At 73.9% G+C, this 14,656-nt stretch carries 13 protein-coding genes; 2 read left to right on the top strand and 11 right to left on the bottom strand.

Annotated features, from left to right (window positions below; all coding sequences use genetic code 11):
* Positions 1 to 6 precede the first annotated feature (6 nt).
* The 7 genes from ACFYT9_RS07865 to ACFYT9_RS07835 all read right to left on the bottom strand — a co-directional run bounded on the left by ACFYT9_RS07865 (position 7) and on the right by ACFYT9_RS07835 (position 10,031).
* A complete protein-coding gene (locus tag ACFYT9_RS07865; RefSeq protein ID WP_389161697.1) occupies positions 7 to 1,581 on the bottom strand; it encodes an AMP-binding protein in 1,575 nt (524 codons plus the stop codon).
* Between the two features lie 223 nt (positions 1,582 to 1,804).
* Positions 1,805 to 2,473, bottom strand: coding sequence for an excalibur calcium-binding domain-containing protein (locus tag ACFYT9_RS07860; RefSeq protein ID WP_389161695.1), 669 nt, complete (start codon positions 2,471 to 2,473; stop codon positions 1,805 to 1,807).
* 192 nt (positions 2,474 to 2,665) lie between these two features.
* Positions 2,666 to 3,802 (bottom strand): acyl-CoA dehydrogenase family protein, encoded by a 1,137-nt coding sequence (locus ACFYT9_RS07855; RefSeq protein ID WP_376600270.1) that lies wholly within the window; start codon positions 3,800 to 3,802, stop codon positions 2,666 to 2,668.
* Positions 3,799 to 5,868 (bottom strand): acetyl/propionyl/methylcrotonyl-CoA carboxylase subunit alpha, encoded by a 2,070-nt coding sequence (locus ACFYT9_RS07850; protein WP_389161694.1) that lies wholly within the window; start codon positions 5,866 to 5,868, stop codon positions 3,799 to 3,801. Before ACFYT9_RS07850 ends, ACFYT9_RS07855 begins: the two co-directional genes overlap by 4 nt.
* Before the next feature lie 8 nt (positions 5,869 to 5,876).
* A complete protein-coding gene (locus ACFYT9_RS07845; RefSeq protein ID WP_389161692.1) occupies positions 5,877 to 7,481 on the bottom strand; it encodes an acyl-CoA carboxylase subunit beta in 1,605 nt (534 codons plus the stop codon).
* Between the two features lie 67 nt (positions 7,482 to 7,548).
* Positions 7,549 to 9,231, bottom strand: a complete 1,683-nt coding sequence (locus ACFYT9_RS07840) for an acyclic terpene utilization AtuA family protein (protein ID WP_389161690.1) — start codon at positions 9,229 to 9,231, stop codon at positions 7,549 to 7,551.
* A complete protein-coding gene (locus ACFYT9_RS07835; protein ID WP_389161688.1) occupies positions 9,228 to 10,031 on the bottom strand; it encodes a TIGR03084 family metal-binding protein in 804 nt (267 codons plus the stop codon). Before ACFYT9_RS07835 ends, ACFYT9_RS07840 begins: the two co-directional genes overlap by 4 nt.
* Before the next feature lie 318 nt (positions 10,032 to 10,349).
* Between ACFYT9_RS07835 and ACFYT9_RS07830 the strand changes: the two genes are divergently transcribed.
* Complete coding sequence (locus tag ACFYT9_RS07830; RefSeq protein WP_389161686.1) at positions 10,350 to 11,762, top strand: VanZ family protein; 1,413 nt, start codon at positions 10,350 to 10,352, stop codon at positions 11,760 to 11,762.
* 153 nt (positions 11,763 to 11,915) lie between these two features.
* Positions 11,916 to 12,488: a dihydrofolate reductase family protein gene (locus ACFYT9_RS07825; RefSeq protein WP_387271522.1), complete on the top strand. Its 573-nt coding sequence runs from the start codon at positions 11,916 to 11,918 to the stop codon at positions 12,486 to 12,488.
* Between the two features lie 21 nt (positions 12,489 to 12,509).
* Here the strand turns inward: ACFYT9_RS07825 and ACFYT9_RS07820 are convergent, their stop codons facing one another.
* The 4 genes from ACFYT9_RS07820 to ACFYT9_RS07805 form a co-directional block, all read right to left on the bottom strand.
* Positions 12,510 to 12,950 carry a hypothetical protein gene (locus ACFYT9_RS07820; RefSeq protein WP_389161684.1) on the bottom strand — a complete coding sequence of 147 codons (441 nt, stop codon included), beginning with the start codon at positions 12,948 to 12,950 and terminating at the stop codon, positions 12,510 to 12,512.
* Positions 12,951 to 13,000: 50 nt separating this feature from the next.
* Positions 13,001 to 13,180 (bottom strand): DUF1272 domain-containing protein, encoded by a 180-nt coding sequence (locus ACFYT9_RS07815; RefSeq protein WP_389161682.1) that lies wholly within the window; start codon positions 13,178 to 13,180, stop codon positions 13,001 to 13,003.
* Positions 13,181 to 13,433: 253 nt separating this feature from the next.
* A complete protein-coding gene (locus tag ACFYT9_RS07810) occupies positions 13,434 to 14,219 on the bottom strand; it encodes an ABC transporter permease (protein WP_389161680.1) in 786 nt (261 codons plus the stop codon).
* A partial coding sequence (locus ACFYT9_RS07805) for a DUF4162 domain-containing protein (protein ID WP_389161679.1) occupies positions 14,216 to 14,656 on the bottom strand: 441 nt, incomplete at its 5' end. The genes ACFYT9_RS07805 and ACFYT9_RS07810, both read right to left, overlap by 4 nt.

Genomic DNA, 14,656 nt, shown 5'->3' with positions numbered 1-14,656 from the left:
GGTTCCTCAGCTTTCTCGCAGCTCGCGACGGAGGATCTTTCCGGAGGCGGCCCGGGGCACCGCGTCGATGAACTCGACGGCCCGGACCTTCTTGTACGGGGAGACCCGGGCGGCCACATGGGCCATGACGTCCTCGGCGGTCAGCCCGGGCGCGGCCGGCTGGCGCACGACGAACGCCTTCGGGATCTCCGTGCCGTCGGCGTCGGTCACCCCGATGACGGCGGCGTCGGCGACGCCCTCGTGGGTGAGGAGCAGGGCCTCCAGCTCGGCCGGGGCGACCTGGAAGCCCTTGTACTTGATGAGTTCCTTCACCCGGTCCACGACGTACAGCCAGCCGTCGGCGTCGACGCGGCCGATGTCGCCGGTGTGCACCCAGCCGTCCTCGTCGATCATCGCGGCGGTGGCGTCCGGCCGCCCCAGGTACCCCTTCATGACCTGCGGGCCCCGGATGGCGATCTCGCCCTCCTCGCCGGGGGCGGCGTCCTTCGAGGGGTCGTCGAGGGAGAGGATCCGCAGCTCGGTGGAGGGCAGCAGTCTGCCGACGGTGCCGGGCGGCGGGTTCTCGGCGGAGAGCGGGGTGACGTGGGTGCCCGGGGACAGCTCGGTCATGCCGTACGCCTGCCGCACCGGCGGCAGCCCGAGCCTGGCCGAGCACGCCTCGGCGAGCGCCGCGTCGAGCGGGGCGGCGGCGGAGACGATGTACTCCAGCGAGGACAGGTCGTAGTCGGCGACGGCCGGGTGCTTGGCGAGCGCGAGGACGATCGGCGGAGCCACGTACAGGCCGTTGATGCGGTGCTTCTGGATGGCGCCGAGGAAGGTGTCGAGCTCGAAGCGCGGGAGGACGACGACGGTGGCGCCCTTGCGGAGCGGCGCGTTCATCAGGGCCGTGAGCCCGTAGATGTGGAAGAAGGGGAGGACCGCGAGGATGTGGTCGCCCGGGCCCATCGGGATGAACGGCTCCAGCTGCGCCAGGTTGGTCGCGATGGAGGCGTGGGTGAGCATCACGCCCTTGGGGACGCCGGTGGTGCCGGAGGAGTACGGGAGGGCGGCGACGTCCTCGGCGGGGTCGACGGCGATCACCGGCTCGGGCGCCGTGGAGGCGAGGAACGCCTGGAGCGAGCGGACGCCCTCGCCCTCCGGCGCCGTGTCGCAGACGAAGATCTCCTCGATGCCGCCCGCGAGTTCGGCGGCGGCCCGGGCGGCCGGCAGCAGCGGCGAGACGGTGACGATCCAGCGCGCGGCCGAGTCCCGCAGCTGCTTGGCGAACTCCTCGGGCGTCGCGAGCGGATGGACGGTGGTGACGGAGGCGCCGGCGCGGGTGGCGGCGTAGAACGCGACCGGGAAGAGCACGGTGTTGGGGCTGTGCAGCGCGAGCACGTCCCCCTTCCGCACCCCGGCCTCCGCGAGACCGGCGGCGACCCGCCGGTGGAAGGCGTCCACCTGCGCGTACGAGAGGGACATTTCTCCGGCCCCGTCGACCAGCGCGGGCGCGTCCCCGAAGGCGGCGGCCCCGCCGAGGACGGCGTCGTGGATGGGGAGGGACAGGGTGGAGACCGGCTCGTACTCGCTGTGGAACACCATGCGTTGCCCCCTGGAGAGGTGGAAGGTGGCCGCCAGGATCGCTGCTGCGGGTACCGCTTGGGGAGACCCTGTCAGCCACCCGTAAAACAATCAAGCACGCCTGCATGGTTCGGGGCGGGCGGGGTCAGGGGCGCCGTGCCCCTGACCCCGGACCGGTTCCAGGACCAGTTTCAGGCCCGGTGGCCTCGGACCGGTTCACGGACCGGTTCCAGGCCCGGTGGCCTCACTCGCAGGCGACGCCGTCGCCGTCGCGGTCCAGCTTGCGGCTGTAGCCGGGATCGCCGGCGTAGATGGGGTCGGCGCCGGCCGCGCGGACGGCGGCGCAGTTCGCGTAGTAGACCTCCTGGGCGGGGGCCTCGGTGGTCGGCTCCGGCTCCGGCTCGGCCGTCTCCGGCGGCCGGGTCGCCTGCGTCGGCTTCGGCTTCGCCGGCTTCGGGGCCTGGGTGGTGGGCGCCTGGGTGGTGGGCTCGGGGGCCTCGGTGGTCGGGGGCGTCGTGGTCGGGGCCTGGGTGGTCGGGGCCTGGGTGGTCGGCTCCGGCGTGGGCGTCGGGGCCTCGGTGGTGGGCGCCTCGGTCGTCGGCTCGGGCGCCTGGGTGGTCGGCTCGGGCGTCGGGGTCGCCGTGGCCGTCGCCGTCACCGCCGGCTTCGGGTCCCCGTCCGTGCCCTTCTTCTCCTTCTCCGGGTCGGTGACCAGGAACAGGAGGAACCAGAGCGCGGACAGCACCGTCGCCACGATCTTCGTGCGGTTCGTCCACCGGCCGAGCCACGCCAGGGCTATGCCCACCGGCGGGAGGAGGACGAGCAGCGCGATGATCAGGGCGGGGTGCTGCCACCACCGGCGCGGCGGCTGCCACGCCGGGGCGGGCTGATAGGGGTTCGGCTGCGGGTACACGCGCGACTCCAGAGGCGTGAAGGGACGACGGGCACCGAGCGGAGTACCGTGGCCGTGGATCGTACACAGGACCTTCACAACTGGTGGGCGCTATTCGAGGATCGGGATCCGGGATCCGGGAATCGGGATCCCGGAATCGGGATCCGGCGGGCGGAACCCGGAGGTCCGTGGCCGGAAGTCCCTCCCCCGGGCTCAGTACGACTTGGGCAGCCCCAGGGTGTGCGTCGAGACGAAGTTCAGGATCATCTCCCGGCTGACCGGGGCGATCCTGGCCACCCGGGACGCGGTGACCAGGCGGGCGAGGCCGAACTCCTTCGTCAGGCCGTTGCCGCCGAGGGTGTGGACGGCGGTGTCGACGGCCTTCACGCACGCCTCCGCCGCCGCGTACTTCGCCATGTTGGCCGCCTCGCCCGCGCCCAGGTCGTCACCCGCGTCGTACAGCTTCGCCGCCTTCTGCATCATCAGGCGGGCGAGTTCGAGCTCGATGTGGGCCTGGGCGAGGGGGTGCGCGATGGCCTGGTGGGCGCCGATGGGGGCCTTCCAGACCTGCCGCTCCTTGGCGTAGGCGACCGCCCGGTCGAGGGCGTACCGGCCCATGCCGATCGCGAAGGCGGCCGTCATGATCCGCTCCGGGTTGAGGCCGGCGAAGAGCTGGAGCAGCCCCGCGTCCTCGTCGCCGACCAGCGCGTCGGCCGGCAGGTGCACGTCGTCGAGGGTCAGCTCGAACTGCTTCTCGTCCGCGTCGAGTTCCATCTCGATGTGACGGCGGCCGAAGCCGGGGGTGTCGCGCGGGACGATGAAGAGGCACGCCTTGAGGTTGCCGGTGCGGGCGTCGGAGGTGCGGCCGACGACGAGGGTCGCGTCGGCGATGTCGACGCCCGAGACGAAGACCTTCCGGCCGTCGAGGACCCAGCCGTCCTCGGTGCGGGTGGCGGTGGTGGTGATCCGGTGCGAGTTCGAGCCCGCGTCCGGCTCGGTGATGCCGAAGGCCATCGTGCGCGACCCGTCGGCGAGGCCCGGGAGCCAGGCCGCCTTCTGCGCGTCGGTGCCGAAGCGGGAGATGACCGTGCCGCAGATCGCCGGCGACACCACCATCATCAGGAGCGGGGCGCCGGCGGCCCCGGCCTCCTCCAGGACGATGGACAGCTCGGCCATGCCGCCGCCCCCGCCGCCGTACTCCTCCGGCAGGTTCACGCCCAGGTAGCCGAGCTTGCCGGCCTCCGCCCACAGGGCCGCCCGGTCGAAGCCGGGGCCGTGGCGGCGGCCGAGCGCGGAGACGGCGGCGCGGAGCTCGGTGTGCTCCCTGGGCTCTATGTCGGTGCTGCTCATCGGTGCTGGTCCTCCCGGTCTTCGGCCGGTACGTCTCCGGCCGGGACGTCTTCGGTCTGTACGACGGCGAGCAGGGCGCCGACCTCGACCTGGCGGCCGGGGGCGGCGTGGAGCGCGGTGAGCGTGCCGGAGGCGGGAGCGGTGACGCGGTGCTCCATCTTCATCGCCTCCAGCCAGAGCAGGGGCTGCCCGGCCTCGACCCGGTCGCCGACGGCGAGGCCGTCCGCGAGCCGGACGACGGTGCCGGGCATGGGGGCGAGCAGGGAGCCGGGGAGCGTCCGCTCGCGCGGGTCGGTGAAGCGGGGGCGGGCGGCGAGCCGGTGCGGTCCGACGTGGACGGTGCCGTCGCCGTACCCTGCCGGCTCGAAGTCCGTGACGACCCCGCCGACTTCGAGGCGTACGCGATCGGGGGCGGCGCTCACGACCCGGACGCCCTCGGGGGCGATGACCTCGTACCCGCCGTCCCGGGTGGGCCGGTAGCGGACCTCGTGCTCCCCGAAGGTCTTGGCCTGCTCCCCGGAGCGCACGTTCCGCCACCCTCCCCCGAAACGGCCGGAGTTGCGGGCCGCGTCGGCGAGCGCGGCGGCGACGGCCGCGTGCTCCGCGCCGTCCGGCGGGGCGGCGAGCGCGTCGAGGTGCCGGTCGTAGAAGCCGGTGTCGAGGCTCCGGTGGTCCTGGAAGCCGGGGTGCCGCAGCGAGGCGACGAGGAGGTCCCGGTTGGTGGCCGGGCCGTGGATCACGGCCCGCTCCAGGGCGCGGGCGAGCTTGCGGACGGCCTCCGCGCGGGTCGGCGCGTGGGCGACGACCTTGGCGAGCATGGCGTCGTAGTGCACCGGCACGGTGTCCCCGGAGGCGTATCCGGTGTCGAGGCGGACGCCGGGCACGTCGAAGGCGTGCAGACGGCCCGTCTGCGGGGCCCACCGCGCCGCCGGGTCCTCGGCGTAGAGCCGGGCCTCCACCGCGTGGCCCCGGGGGGCGGGCGGCTCCGGCGGGAGCGGGGACCCCTCGGCGACGGCCAGCTGGAGGGCGACGAGGTCGACGCCGTACACCTCCTCGGTCACCGGGTGCTCGACCTGGAGGCGGGTGTTCATCTCCAGGAAGTGCGCCTGGGGGATCCCCTCGGCCTCGGGGATCCCCCCCGCCTCGGGGATCCCCCCCGCCTCGGGGATCCCCCCCGCCCGGGCGGAGCCGACGACCCGGGCGGAGCCGACAGCCCGGGCGGAGCCGACAGCCCGGGGGGAGCCGACAGCCCGGGGGGAGCCGTCAGCCCTGGGGGCGTCCGCGACCAGGAACTCCACCGTGCCCGCGCCGACGTAGCCGACCGCCTTCGCCGCCGCCGCCGACCGCTCGTACAGCTCCTCCGTGAGCGCGGGCGGCAGGCCCGGCGCCGGGGCCTCCTCGATGACCTTCTGGTGCCGGCGCTGGAGGGAGCAGTCGCGGGTGCCGAGCGTCCAGACCGTGCCGTACGCGTCGGCGAGCACCTGCACCTCGACGTGCCGGCCGTTCTCCACGTACGGCTCGACGAACACCTCGCCGTCCCCGAAGGCACTCGCCGCCTCGGCCGAGGCGGCCGCCAACGCGTCCTCCAGCTCCGCGAGTTCGCGGACGATCCGCATGCCCCGGCCGCCGCCGCCCGCCGCCGCCTTCACCAGGACCGGCAGGTCGCCGGCGGTGACGTCGGTGAGCGGCGCGATGCCGAGGAGCTCCTTGGCGCGGGTCTTCGACGCCATCGCCTCGATGGCCTCCGGCGGCGGCCCGATCCAGGTCAGCCCGGCGCCGGTCACCGCCCGCGCGAAATCCGCGTTCTCGGAGAGGAAGCCGTACCCGGGGTGGACCGCGTCCGCGCCCGCGGCGAGCGCCGCCGCCACGACGAGATCCCCGCGCAGGTACGTCTCCGAGGACGCGGCCCCCGGCAGCCGTACCGCCGTGTCCGCCTCCCGCACGTGCAGCGCGTCCGCGTCGGCGTCCGAGAAGACGGCGACGGTCCTGATGCCCAGCTCGCGGCAGGTGCGGAAGACGCGGCAGGCGATCTCGCCGCGGTTGGCGACGAGCAGCGTGGAAATCAACTGGTGCCTCACATTCGGAAGACGCCGAAGCCGCCGCGCGCGCCCTCGACCGGTGCCGTGTGGATCGCGGACAGGCACAGCCCGAGGACCGTGCGGGTGTCGCGGGGGTCGATGACGCCGTCGTCGTAGAGCAGCCCGGAGAGGAACGCCGGCAGCGACTCGGACTCGATCTGGGCCTCGACCAGGGCCCGCAGACCGGCGTCCGCCTCCTCGTCGTACGGCTGCCCCTTCGCCGCCGCCGACGCCCGCGCCACGATCGACAGCACGCCCGCGAGCTGCTGCGGGCCCATGACGGCGGACTTGGCGCTCGGCCAGGCGAAGAGGAACCGGGGGTCGTACGCCCGGCCGCACATGCCGTAGTGCCCGGCGCCGTAGCTCGCCCCCATGAGGACGGACAGGTGCGGCACCTTCGAGTTCGACACCGCGTTGATCATCATCGCGCCGTGCTTGATGATGCCGCCCTGCTCGTACTCCTTGCCCACCATGTAGCCGGTGGTGTTGTGGAGGAAGAGCAGCGGGATGTCCCGCTGGTTCGCCAGCTGGATGAACTGCGCGGCCTTCTGCGACTCGGCGGAGAACAGCACGCCCTGCGCGTTGGCGAGGACGCCGACCGGGTAGCCGTGCAGCCGCGCCCAGCCCGTGGCGAGCGAAGGGCCGTACAGCGGCTTGAACTCGTCGAAGTCGGAGCCGTCGACGATCCGGGCGATCACCTCGCGCGGGTCGAACGGCGTCTTGAGGTCGCCGGGCACGATCCCGAGCAGTTCCTCGGCGTCGTACTTCGGCGGCTCGACGGCCAGCGCGTCCGGATCCCGGTGCGCCTTGCGGTGGTTGAGCCGGGCGACGATCCGGCGGGCCTGCCGGATCGCGTCGGGCTCGTCGACGGCGTAGTGGTCGGCGAGGCCGGACACGCGCGCGTGCATCGCCGCGCCGCCCAGGGACTCGTCGTCGCTCTCCTCGCCGGTCGCCATCTTCACCAGCGGCGGCCCGCCGAGGAAGACCTTCGACCGCTCCTCGATCATCACCGTGTGGTCGGACATGCCGGGCACGTACGCCCCGCCGGCCGTCGAGTTGCCGAAGACGACCGCGACCGTCGGGATGCCGGCGGCGGAGAGCCGGGTCAGGTCGCGGAAGAGCGCCCCGCCCGGGATGAAGATCTCCTTCTGGGAGGGCAGGTCGGCGCCGCCGGACTCCACGAGGGAGATCACCGGGAGCCGGTTGGCGAACGCGATCTCGTTCGCCCGCAGCGCCTTCTTCAGGGTCCACGGGTTGGAGGCGCCGCCGCGCACGGTCGGGTCGTTGGCGGTGATCAGGCACTCGACGCCCTCGACGACCCCGATGCCGGTGACCAGGGACGCGCCCACGGGGTACGAGCTGCCCCAGGCGGCGAGCGGGGACAGCTCCAGGAACGGCGAGTCCTGGTCGAGCAGGAGCTCGATCCGCTCGCGGGCCAGCAGCTTGCCGCGCCCCCGGTGCCGGGCGGTGTACTTCTCGCCGCCGCCCGCGAGGGCCTTGGCGTGCTCGGCGTCGAGGGCGGCGAGCTTGTCGAGCATCGCGGCCCGGTGGGCGGCGTGGTCGGGTCCGCCGGTGTCGAGGGCGGAGGCGAGGACGGTCACGGAAGTTCCTCCGGAGGGACGGGGCGGGCGGTCGCGCGGCACACGGCGGCGGGCGTCGGGCGGGCGGTCACAGCAGGTCCTCGGGGACGTCGACGTGCCGGGAGCGGAGCCATTCGCCGAGCGCCTTGGCCTGGGGGTCGAAGCGGGCCTGCGAGGCGACGCCCTCGCCGAGGATCCCGGTGACGGTGAAGTTCAGCGCCCGCAGGTTCGGCAGCACGTGCCGGGTGACGTCCAGCTCCGCCGTCTCCGGGAGGAGCGCGCGGAACCGGTCGGTGGTCAGCGTGTGGACGAGCCACCGCCACTCCGCCTCCGTCCGCACCCACACCCCCACATTGGCGTCCCCGCCCTTGTCGCCGCTGCGGGCGCCCGCGATCCGCCCGAGCGGCGCCCGCACGGTCGGCCCCGGCGTCGGCGGCGCGGGCAGGGCCGGCTCGGGTACGGCTTCCAGGACGCGGGCCGCCGGCGGTACGGGGATCGCGGCGCGGGTCCCCTCGGGCAGCACGGCCGTGTGCGGGACGTCGCCGACGGGCACGTACGCCGTCTCGAAGACCCCGTAGGGGGCGCCCCTGCCGGGCGGCGCGGTGACGTGGAAGCCGGGGTAGCTCGCGAGGGCCAGCTCGATCGCCGCCCCCGTCAGGGCCCGCCCCACCTTCTCCGGGTCCTGGTCGCGGACGACGAGCCGGAGCAGCGCGCTCGCCGTCTCCTCGGTGTCCGCGTCCGCCCGGTCGGTGCGGGCCAGCTCCCAGCGGACGTCGGCGGGCGGGTTCTTCGCCAGGGTCTCGTGGACCTGCTCCCGGACGAGCGCGGCCTTGGCCTCGACGTCGAGTCCGGTGAGGACGAAGACGACCTCGTTGCGGTGGCCGCCGAGCCGGCAGCGGCCGGCCTTCAGGGTGGGCGGCGGGGCCTCGCCCCGCACCCCGTCGATCCGCACCCGGTCCGGGCCGTCCTGGGTGAGCCGCACGGTGTCGAGCCGGGCGGTCGCGTCGGGCCCGGCGTACCGGGCGCCGCCCGTCTCGTACAGCAACTGGGCGGTGACGGTGCCGACATCGACGACACCACCGGTGCCGGGGTGCTTGGTGACGACCGCCGAGCCGTCCTCGTACAGCTCGGCGAGCGGGAAGCCGGGGCGCAGCAGGGTCTTCGGGTCCAGCTCCCGGAAGAAGGCGTAGTTGCCGCCGGTGGCCTGGGTGCCGCACTCCAGGACGTGCCCGGCGACGACCGCCCCGGCGAGCCGGTCGTACTCCTCCGGCCCCCAGCCGAAGTGCCACTGCGCGGGCCCGGTGACGAGCGCCGCGTCGGTCACCCGGCCGGTGACGACGACGTCGGCGCCGGCCGCGAGACAGGCGGCGATGCCCGCCCCGCCCAGGTAGGCGTTGGCGGTCAGGACGCCGGGCTCGGACGGCAGCAGGTCGCCCTCGACGTGCGCCACCCGGGTCGGCAGGCCGAGCTTCGCGGCCAGCTCCCGCAGGGCGTCGGCGAGCCCCGCCGGGTTGAGGCCGCCCGCGTTCGCGACGATCCGCGTGCCGCGCTCGTGGGCGAGCCCGAGCCCTTCCTCCATCTGCCGCAGGAAGGTCCTGGCGTATCCGGCGGACGGGTCCTTCAGCAGGTCGCGGCCGAGGATGAGCATGGTCAGCTCGGCGAGGTAGTCCCCAGTCAGCACGTCGAGCCGGCCACCCGTCAGCATCTCGCGGACGGCGGTGAAGCGGTCGCCGTAGAAGCCCGAGGCGTTCCCGATCCGGAGCGGGTTCATCGCGTCTCACCCTTCGGCGCGCGCCCGGCGCCGGCCGGTCCGGCGAAGGCCTGCGCGATGCGGAGCCAGTGCTCGGCGTCGTCGCCCTCGGCGCGCAGGGCGGTGTCGTCGCGGTGCACCCGCTGGGTGACGAGGAGGCAGAAGTCGAGGGCGGTCCCGGTGACCCGCTGGGCGGCCCCTTCGGGCCCGAAGACCCACGACTCCCCGTCCGGGGCGACCAGTTCCACCCGCACCGGCTCGGCGGGCGGCCGCTCGCCCCGCACCAGATAGGCGTAGTCACGGGCCCGGTGCCCGATCCAGGCGACGTGCCGCAGCCGCGCGGTGGGCGCCCGTACGACCCCGAGCGCGTCGGCCACGTCCTGCCCATGCGCCCAGGTCTCCATGAGCCGCGCGGTCGCCATCGCCGGCGCGCTCATCGGCGGCCCGTACCAGGGGAATCGCCCGCCCGGCTCCACGCCGAGCAGCGCCTCCCGAAGGAGCTCCCGCCCCTCCCGCCAGCGCCCCAGCAGCTCGGCGGGCGGCAGCGCGGCGCCCTCCTCCGCCCCGTCGGCGACGAACCGCTCGGGCGCGACCATCGCCTTCCCGACCTCCACGGCGAACGCGTCGGGGTCGGTGACGGCCAGCAGCGCGGCCCGGTCGGTCCAGGCGAGGTGCGCGATCTGATGGGCGACCGTCCAGCCGGCGGCGGGCGTCGCCACCGCCCACCGCTCCTCGCCCAACCCCCCGACGATCAGGTCGAGTTCATCACCCTCGGCACGCAGATCGGCGAGAACCGTACGGACGGCTCCGGGGTCGGACACGGTGCGCTCCCCTCGGGAGGACGGGCCTGAGGAGTGGGAGCATGGCAGCGATCCGAGAAACAATCAAGCATGCTTGCTTGAAAATATGGCCGCCCTGGACGGCGGCGCGGAGAACCGGCCGGAAGGGCAGCCGGATCCGGACAGTTTCGGCCACGGCGGCCACCGGCCGTGGATCTTCGGCGTGGAAGACCAGGGACACCCGAAGGCCGCGGGCCCCTCGCCACCGGCCCCGACCCGACCACCGGCCCTCCCCGCCGCGCCGCGACCACCGGCCCGCCCCGCTCCGCCCCGACCACCGGCCCCCGAGGAACACACCCCGTGCTGACCGCGATATTCCAGGACCATCTCACCTATCTCGCCGGCTCCGTGCTGGCCGCCCTCGTCCTCGGGGGCGCGGCCTGGTGGGCCGCCCGCCGGCGCGGGAGCCCGCACGGCCCGTGGTGGGCGGGGCTCGTCGCCACCCTCACCGGCGTCCTCGGCGTCACCTTCATGGGGAGCGGCCCCGCTGCCGGGACCTGCGTGGTCAACCACGACGTCCTCGAACCCTTCGGCACGACCCAGGGGTTGTGGAACCTGGCGATGACCGTGCCGCTCGGCTTCTTCGCGCTCGGAGCGGTCCGCCGCCCGCTTCCGGTCCTCGTCGGAGTCGTCGCGCTGCCGCCGGCGATCGAGTTCGTCCAGGGCTCCGTGGACGGACTGGGCCGGATCTGCGACAGCTCGGACGCCCTGATGAACGTCCTCGGCGGGCTCGCGGGCGCCGCTCTGGCCGCTCTGCTCCTGCGGAGGGCCCCGGGCTTCGCGCCGCGGGGCGGGGCACGCGGGGCGGGCGTCGCCGCCGCCGTGCTCCTGGTGGCCGGCATGGCCCTGGCGCGGACCGCGATCACCTTCACGCATCTGGACGGCACGGGCCTCTCCCCCGCCGACCCCGCCCAGCGCAGGGCGGCGGAGGCCGCGGTGCGGGAGGCGTTCGGCGACGGGTACGGCGTCAGGAAGGTCTACCACCAGCCCTGCTTGGACGTCCCCTGCTCGCACCTCGTCTTCGGCGTCCAGCCGCCCGGCGCGGGCCCGGAGGACCCGGGCGGCATTGGCTCGTTGTCGTGGCCGGACGGCAAGCGCCTGACCGTCGAGCCGGGGACCGCCGGCTTCACCGGACCGGGTTCGGCTCCGGGCTTCACGGTGCCGGGCGCCGGAGCCGCGCCGGACACGGAGGCGGAGGCGTACGACACCGCCCGCCGCTACATGCGCGCCCACTACCCGTGGGCACAGAGCGCCGCCGACACGACAACGTATCCGTCCGGGCCCGGGGCGGCCCAGGGCTGGGTCACCGCCTGGCGGTGGGTGGACGGCGGCATCGTCATGCCCCGCACCCTGAACGTCCACGTGGACAGGACCGGCCGCGTCGCCCGCGTCGACGTGACCCTCGGCCCCATCCGCCTGGACCTCCCGGACCCGAAGCAGAGCACGGACCAGGCGGCCGGGGCCGTACGCCGGCACCTGGAGGCCGGAGCCGGGGACGCGGCGCTGCCGCCGGGCCTGCGCGTCGAGGCGTACACCCTCCAGGCGGTCGAGCGGGGCGGCGCCTGGCGACCGGAATGGCTCGTGAGCGTGGTCTACGACGAGACCGCGCCCGAGCTCGACCCGCACGTGTCGGACGCGACGGAACGCCTGTACGTGGACGCGGTGACGGGCGAGGTGTACCGCGACGCCTTCGGCACGACGCCCGTCGAGTAGAAGCACCCGGGGAGGTGCGGCGCGGAAAGCCGGCGGAGAAACAACCGGGCGGGACCGATGAGTTTCGCCGGGGCCCCCGGTCCTACAGCATGAGAACGAACAAGAACACCGCGGCGGACGGCAACGGACGCACCGAGAAACGAGGAACACGCCATGCGCACTCTGATCACCTCCGCCTTCGTCTCCCTCGACGGCGTCGTCGAGGGCCCCGGCGGCGAGGAGGGCTACCGGAACTCCGGCTGGACCTTCAAGGACATCGACTTCCTGCCGGAGGCGTACGAGATCAAGGGACGCGAGCAGGGCGAGGCGACGGCGATCCTGCTCGGCCGGGTCAGCTACGAGGCGTTCAGCCCCGTGTGGCCGGCGATGGCGGACTTCGCCGAGTACAAGGAGATGCCGAAGTACGTCGTGTCCACCACGCTCACCGAGGACGACCTGGTCTCGGACTGGGGCCCGACGACCATCCTCCGCACCCTCGACGAGGTCGCCGCCCTCAAGGAGACCGAGGGCGGCCCGATCATCGTCCACGGCAGCGCGTCGCTGAACCGCGCGCTCGCCGACGCCGGCCTGGTCGACCGCTACCACCTGCTGGTCTTCCCGTTCCTCCTCGGCGCCGGCAAGCGGCTCTTCAGCACCACGGACAAGGACGCCCAGAAGCTGAAGCTGGTCGAGCACGAGGCGTACGCCAACGGCATCCAGAAGCAGGTCTTCGACGTCGTCCGCTGAGCGTCCGGGCCCCCGGGGAGGTCAGCCGGCGCGGATGTAGCGCTCCTCCGACCCCTCGCCCGAGTCGTTGGTGAGGATCAGCAACTCCTTGCCGCCCTCCTCGCCGAGCTTCAGCGGGGCCAGCTGCCGGCCGGCCCAGCCGCAGTCCGCGTCCGCCAGGAAGTGGCGCCAGGTCTTGTCCGCCTCGGAGGGCACGGCCTTGACCGTGCCCTCGCAGGTGTCGCTCCCGTCGGTGGTCCGGAACGCGCCGTCCTCGGAGACGCGGATCGTCCAGGGAGTGTCACCGGCTTCGGTGACCTCCTTCCACTCCCCGACGACCGGCGCCAGATCCGTCCCGGCGGCTGCGGCGTCCAGCGGTGTCGTACCGTTCGGGCCCGCCGAGACGTCGGAGGTCCCACAGCCCGTCAGGAGAAGCACCGCGCACACGGCGGCCCCCGCGGCTCCTCGTGTCCATATGTTCATGGGCCCTACCGTACCGATCTCAAATCGGCGGTCTGACCAGGGCATTGGCGTCAGGAGGCGCGGCGGGGGCGTGGGACGAGCTCGCCGCCGCAGTTGGGACAGACGCCGGCCATCGCCTCCGTGCAGGGCACGCAGAAGGTGCACTCGTACGAGCAGATCCGGGCGGGTCCGTCGGCCGGCAGGGCCGTCGTCTCGCAGCGTTCGCAGCGGTCGCGCATCTCCAGGGCCATCTCGGGGTTCCCCTCGCTCGGTCGGTGGATCCATGATCGGCGGGGGCGGCGCGGGGCGAAACAGGGGAACGGCCAGAGTTCGACAGGATCGGGTCCGCGCCCGGGACCGGACGCCGATCCGACGCGGACCCGGGCTCGGACCCGACGCGGACCCGGACTCGGACCCGACGCGGACCCGGGCTCGGACCCGACGCGGACCGCCCCGCCGGCGTGTGGGCCGGCGGGGCGGAGGGGCTTCGGGGCTGCGCGTGTCCTACTTGGGGTCCTTGTTGAAGGTCTTCGTCGACCAGACGTAGCCGAGGACGGCGAGGCCGGCGCACCAGGCCACCGCGAGCCAGCCGTTGTGGCCGATCTCGGTGCCGAGGAGGAGGCCGCGGAGGGTCTCGATGGCGGGGGTGAAGGGCTGGTACTCGGCGATGGGCTGGAACCAGCCGGGCATCTGGTGGACCGGGACGAAGGCGCTGGAGATGAGCGGGAGGAAGATCAGCGGGAGGGCGTTGTTGGAGGCGGCCTCCGCGTTGGGGGAGACCAGGCCCATGCCGACGGCGATCCAGGTCATCGCGAAGGCGAAGAGGACGAGGAGGCCGAAGGCCGCCAGCCACTCCAGGGCGGTGGCGCCGCTGGAGCGGAAGCCGATGGCGACGCCGACCGCGCCGACGAGGACCACGCTGGCGACCGACTGGAGGACGCTGCCGACGACGTGTCCGACGAGGACGGAGGGGCGGTGGATCGCCATCGTCCGGAAGCGGGCGATGATCCCTTCGCTCATGTCGTTGGAGACGGAGACCGCGGTGCCGATGACGGTGGAGCCGATGGTCATCAGGAGCAGGCCCGGGACGAGATAGGCGACGTACGCGTCGCGGTCCGCGCCGCCCATGCCGGCGCTCATCGTGTCACCGAAGATGTAGACGAAGAGCAGGAGCAGCATCACCGGGGTGAGCAGCAGGTTCAGCGTCAGGGACGGGTAGCGCCGGGCGTGCAGGAGGTTCCGGCGGAGCATGGTGGTCGAGTCACGGACGGCGAGGGTGAGGGTGCTCATCGGACAGCCTCCTTCGGCTGGGCGGGGACGGTGGCGGCGGCGGCGGTGGCGGTGAGGGCGAAGAAGACGTCGTCGAGGTCGGGGGTGTGGACGGTGAGTTCGTCGGCCTCGATGCCGGCGGTGTCGAGGCGGTCGAGCAGTCCGCGCAGGGCGCGCTGGGTGCCGTCGTTGGCGATCTGGAGCGTCAGCGCCTCGTCGTCGCGGGCCGCCTCGGTGAGGGTGCCGGCGGCGGTGCGGTAGGCCGTCGGGTCGGTGAAGCGGAGGCGGACGTGGCCGCCGGGGATCTGGCGCTTGAGCTGTTCGGCGGTGCCTTCGGCGACGATGCGGCCGCCGTTGAGGACCGCGATGCGGTCGGCGAGTTCGTCGGCTTCTTCGAGGTACTGGGTGGTGAGCAGGACGGTGACGCCGTCGGCGACGAGTTCGCGGATGATCTGCCA

This window comes from Streptomyces sp. NPDC004435 (genome assembly GCF_042873895.1).
In the GTDB taxonomy this organism is placed as follows: Bacteria; Actinomycetota; Actinomycetes; order Streptomycetales; family Streptomycetaceae; genus Streptomyces.
The sequence above is the reverse complement of the archived record's forward strand: the minus strand, read 5'-3'. Positions and strand labels throughout refer to the sequence as shown.

Bases quoted from the DNA above. Each gene is read 5' to 3' on its own strand.
- ACFYT9_RS07865 (WP_389161697.1), bottom strand. From the start codon at position 1,581: ATGGTGTTCCACAGCGAGTACGAGCCGGTCTCCACCCTGTCCCTCCCC.
- ACFYT9_RS07855 (WP_376600270.1), bottom strand. From the start codon at position 3,802: ATGAGCAGCACCGACATAGAGCCCAGGGAGCACACCGAGCTCCGCGCC.
- ACFYT9_RS07840 (WP_389161690.1), bottom strand. From the start codon at position 9,231: ATGAACCCGCTCCGGATCGGGAACGCCTCGGGCTTCTACGGCGACCGC.
- ACFYT9_RS07825 (WP_387271522.1), top strand. From the start codon at position 11,916: ATGCGCACTCTGATCACCTCCGCCTTCGTCTCCCTCGACGGCGTCGTC.
- ACFYT9_RS07820 (WP_389161684.1), bottom strand. From the start codon at position 12,950: ATGAACATATGGACACGAGGAGCCGCGGGGGCCGCCGTGTGCGCGGTG.
- ACFYT9_RS07815 (WP_389161682.1), bottom strand. From the start codon at position 13,180: ATGGCCCTGGAGATGCGCGACCGCTGCGAACGCTGCGAGACGACGGCC.
- ACFYT9_RS07810 (WP_389161680.1), bottom strand. From the start codon at position 14,219: ATGAGCACCCTCACCCTCGCCGTCCGTGACTCGACCACCATGCTCCGC.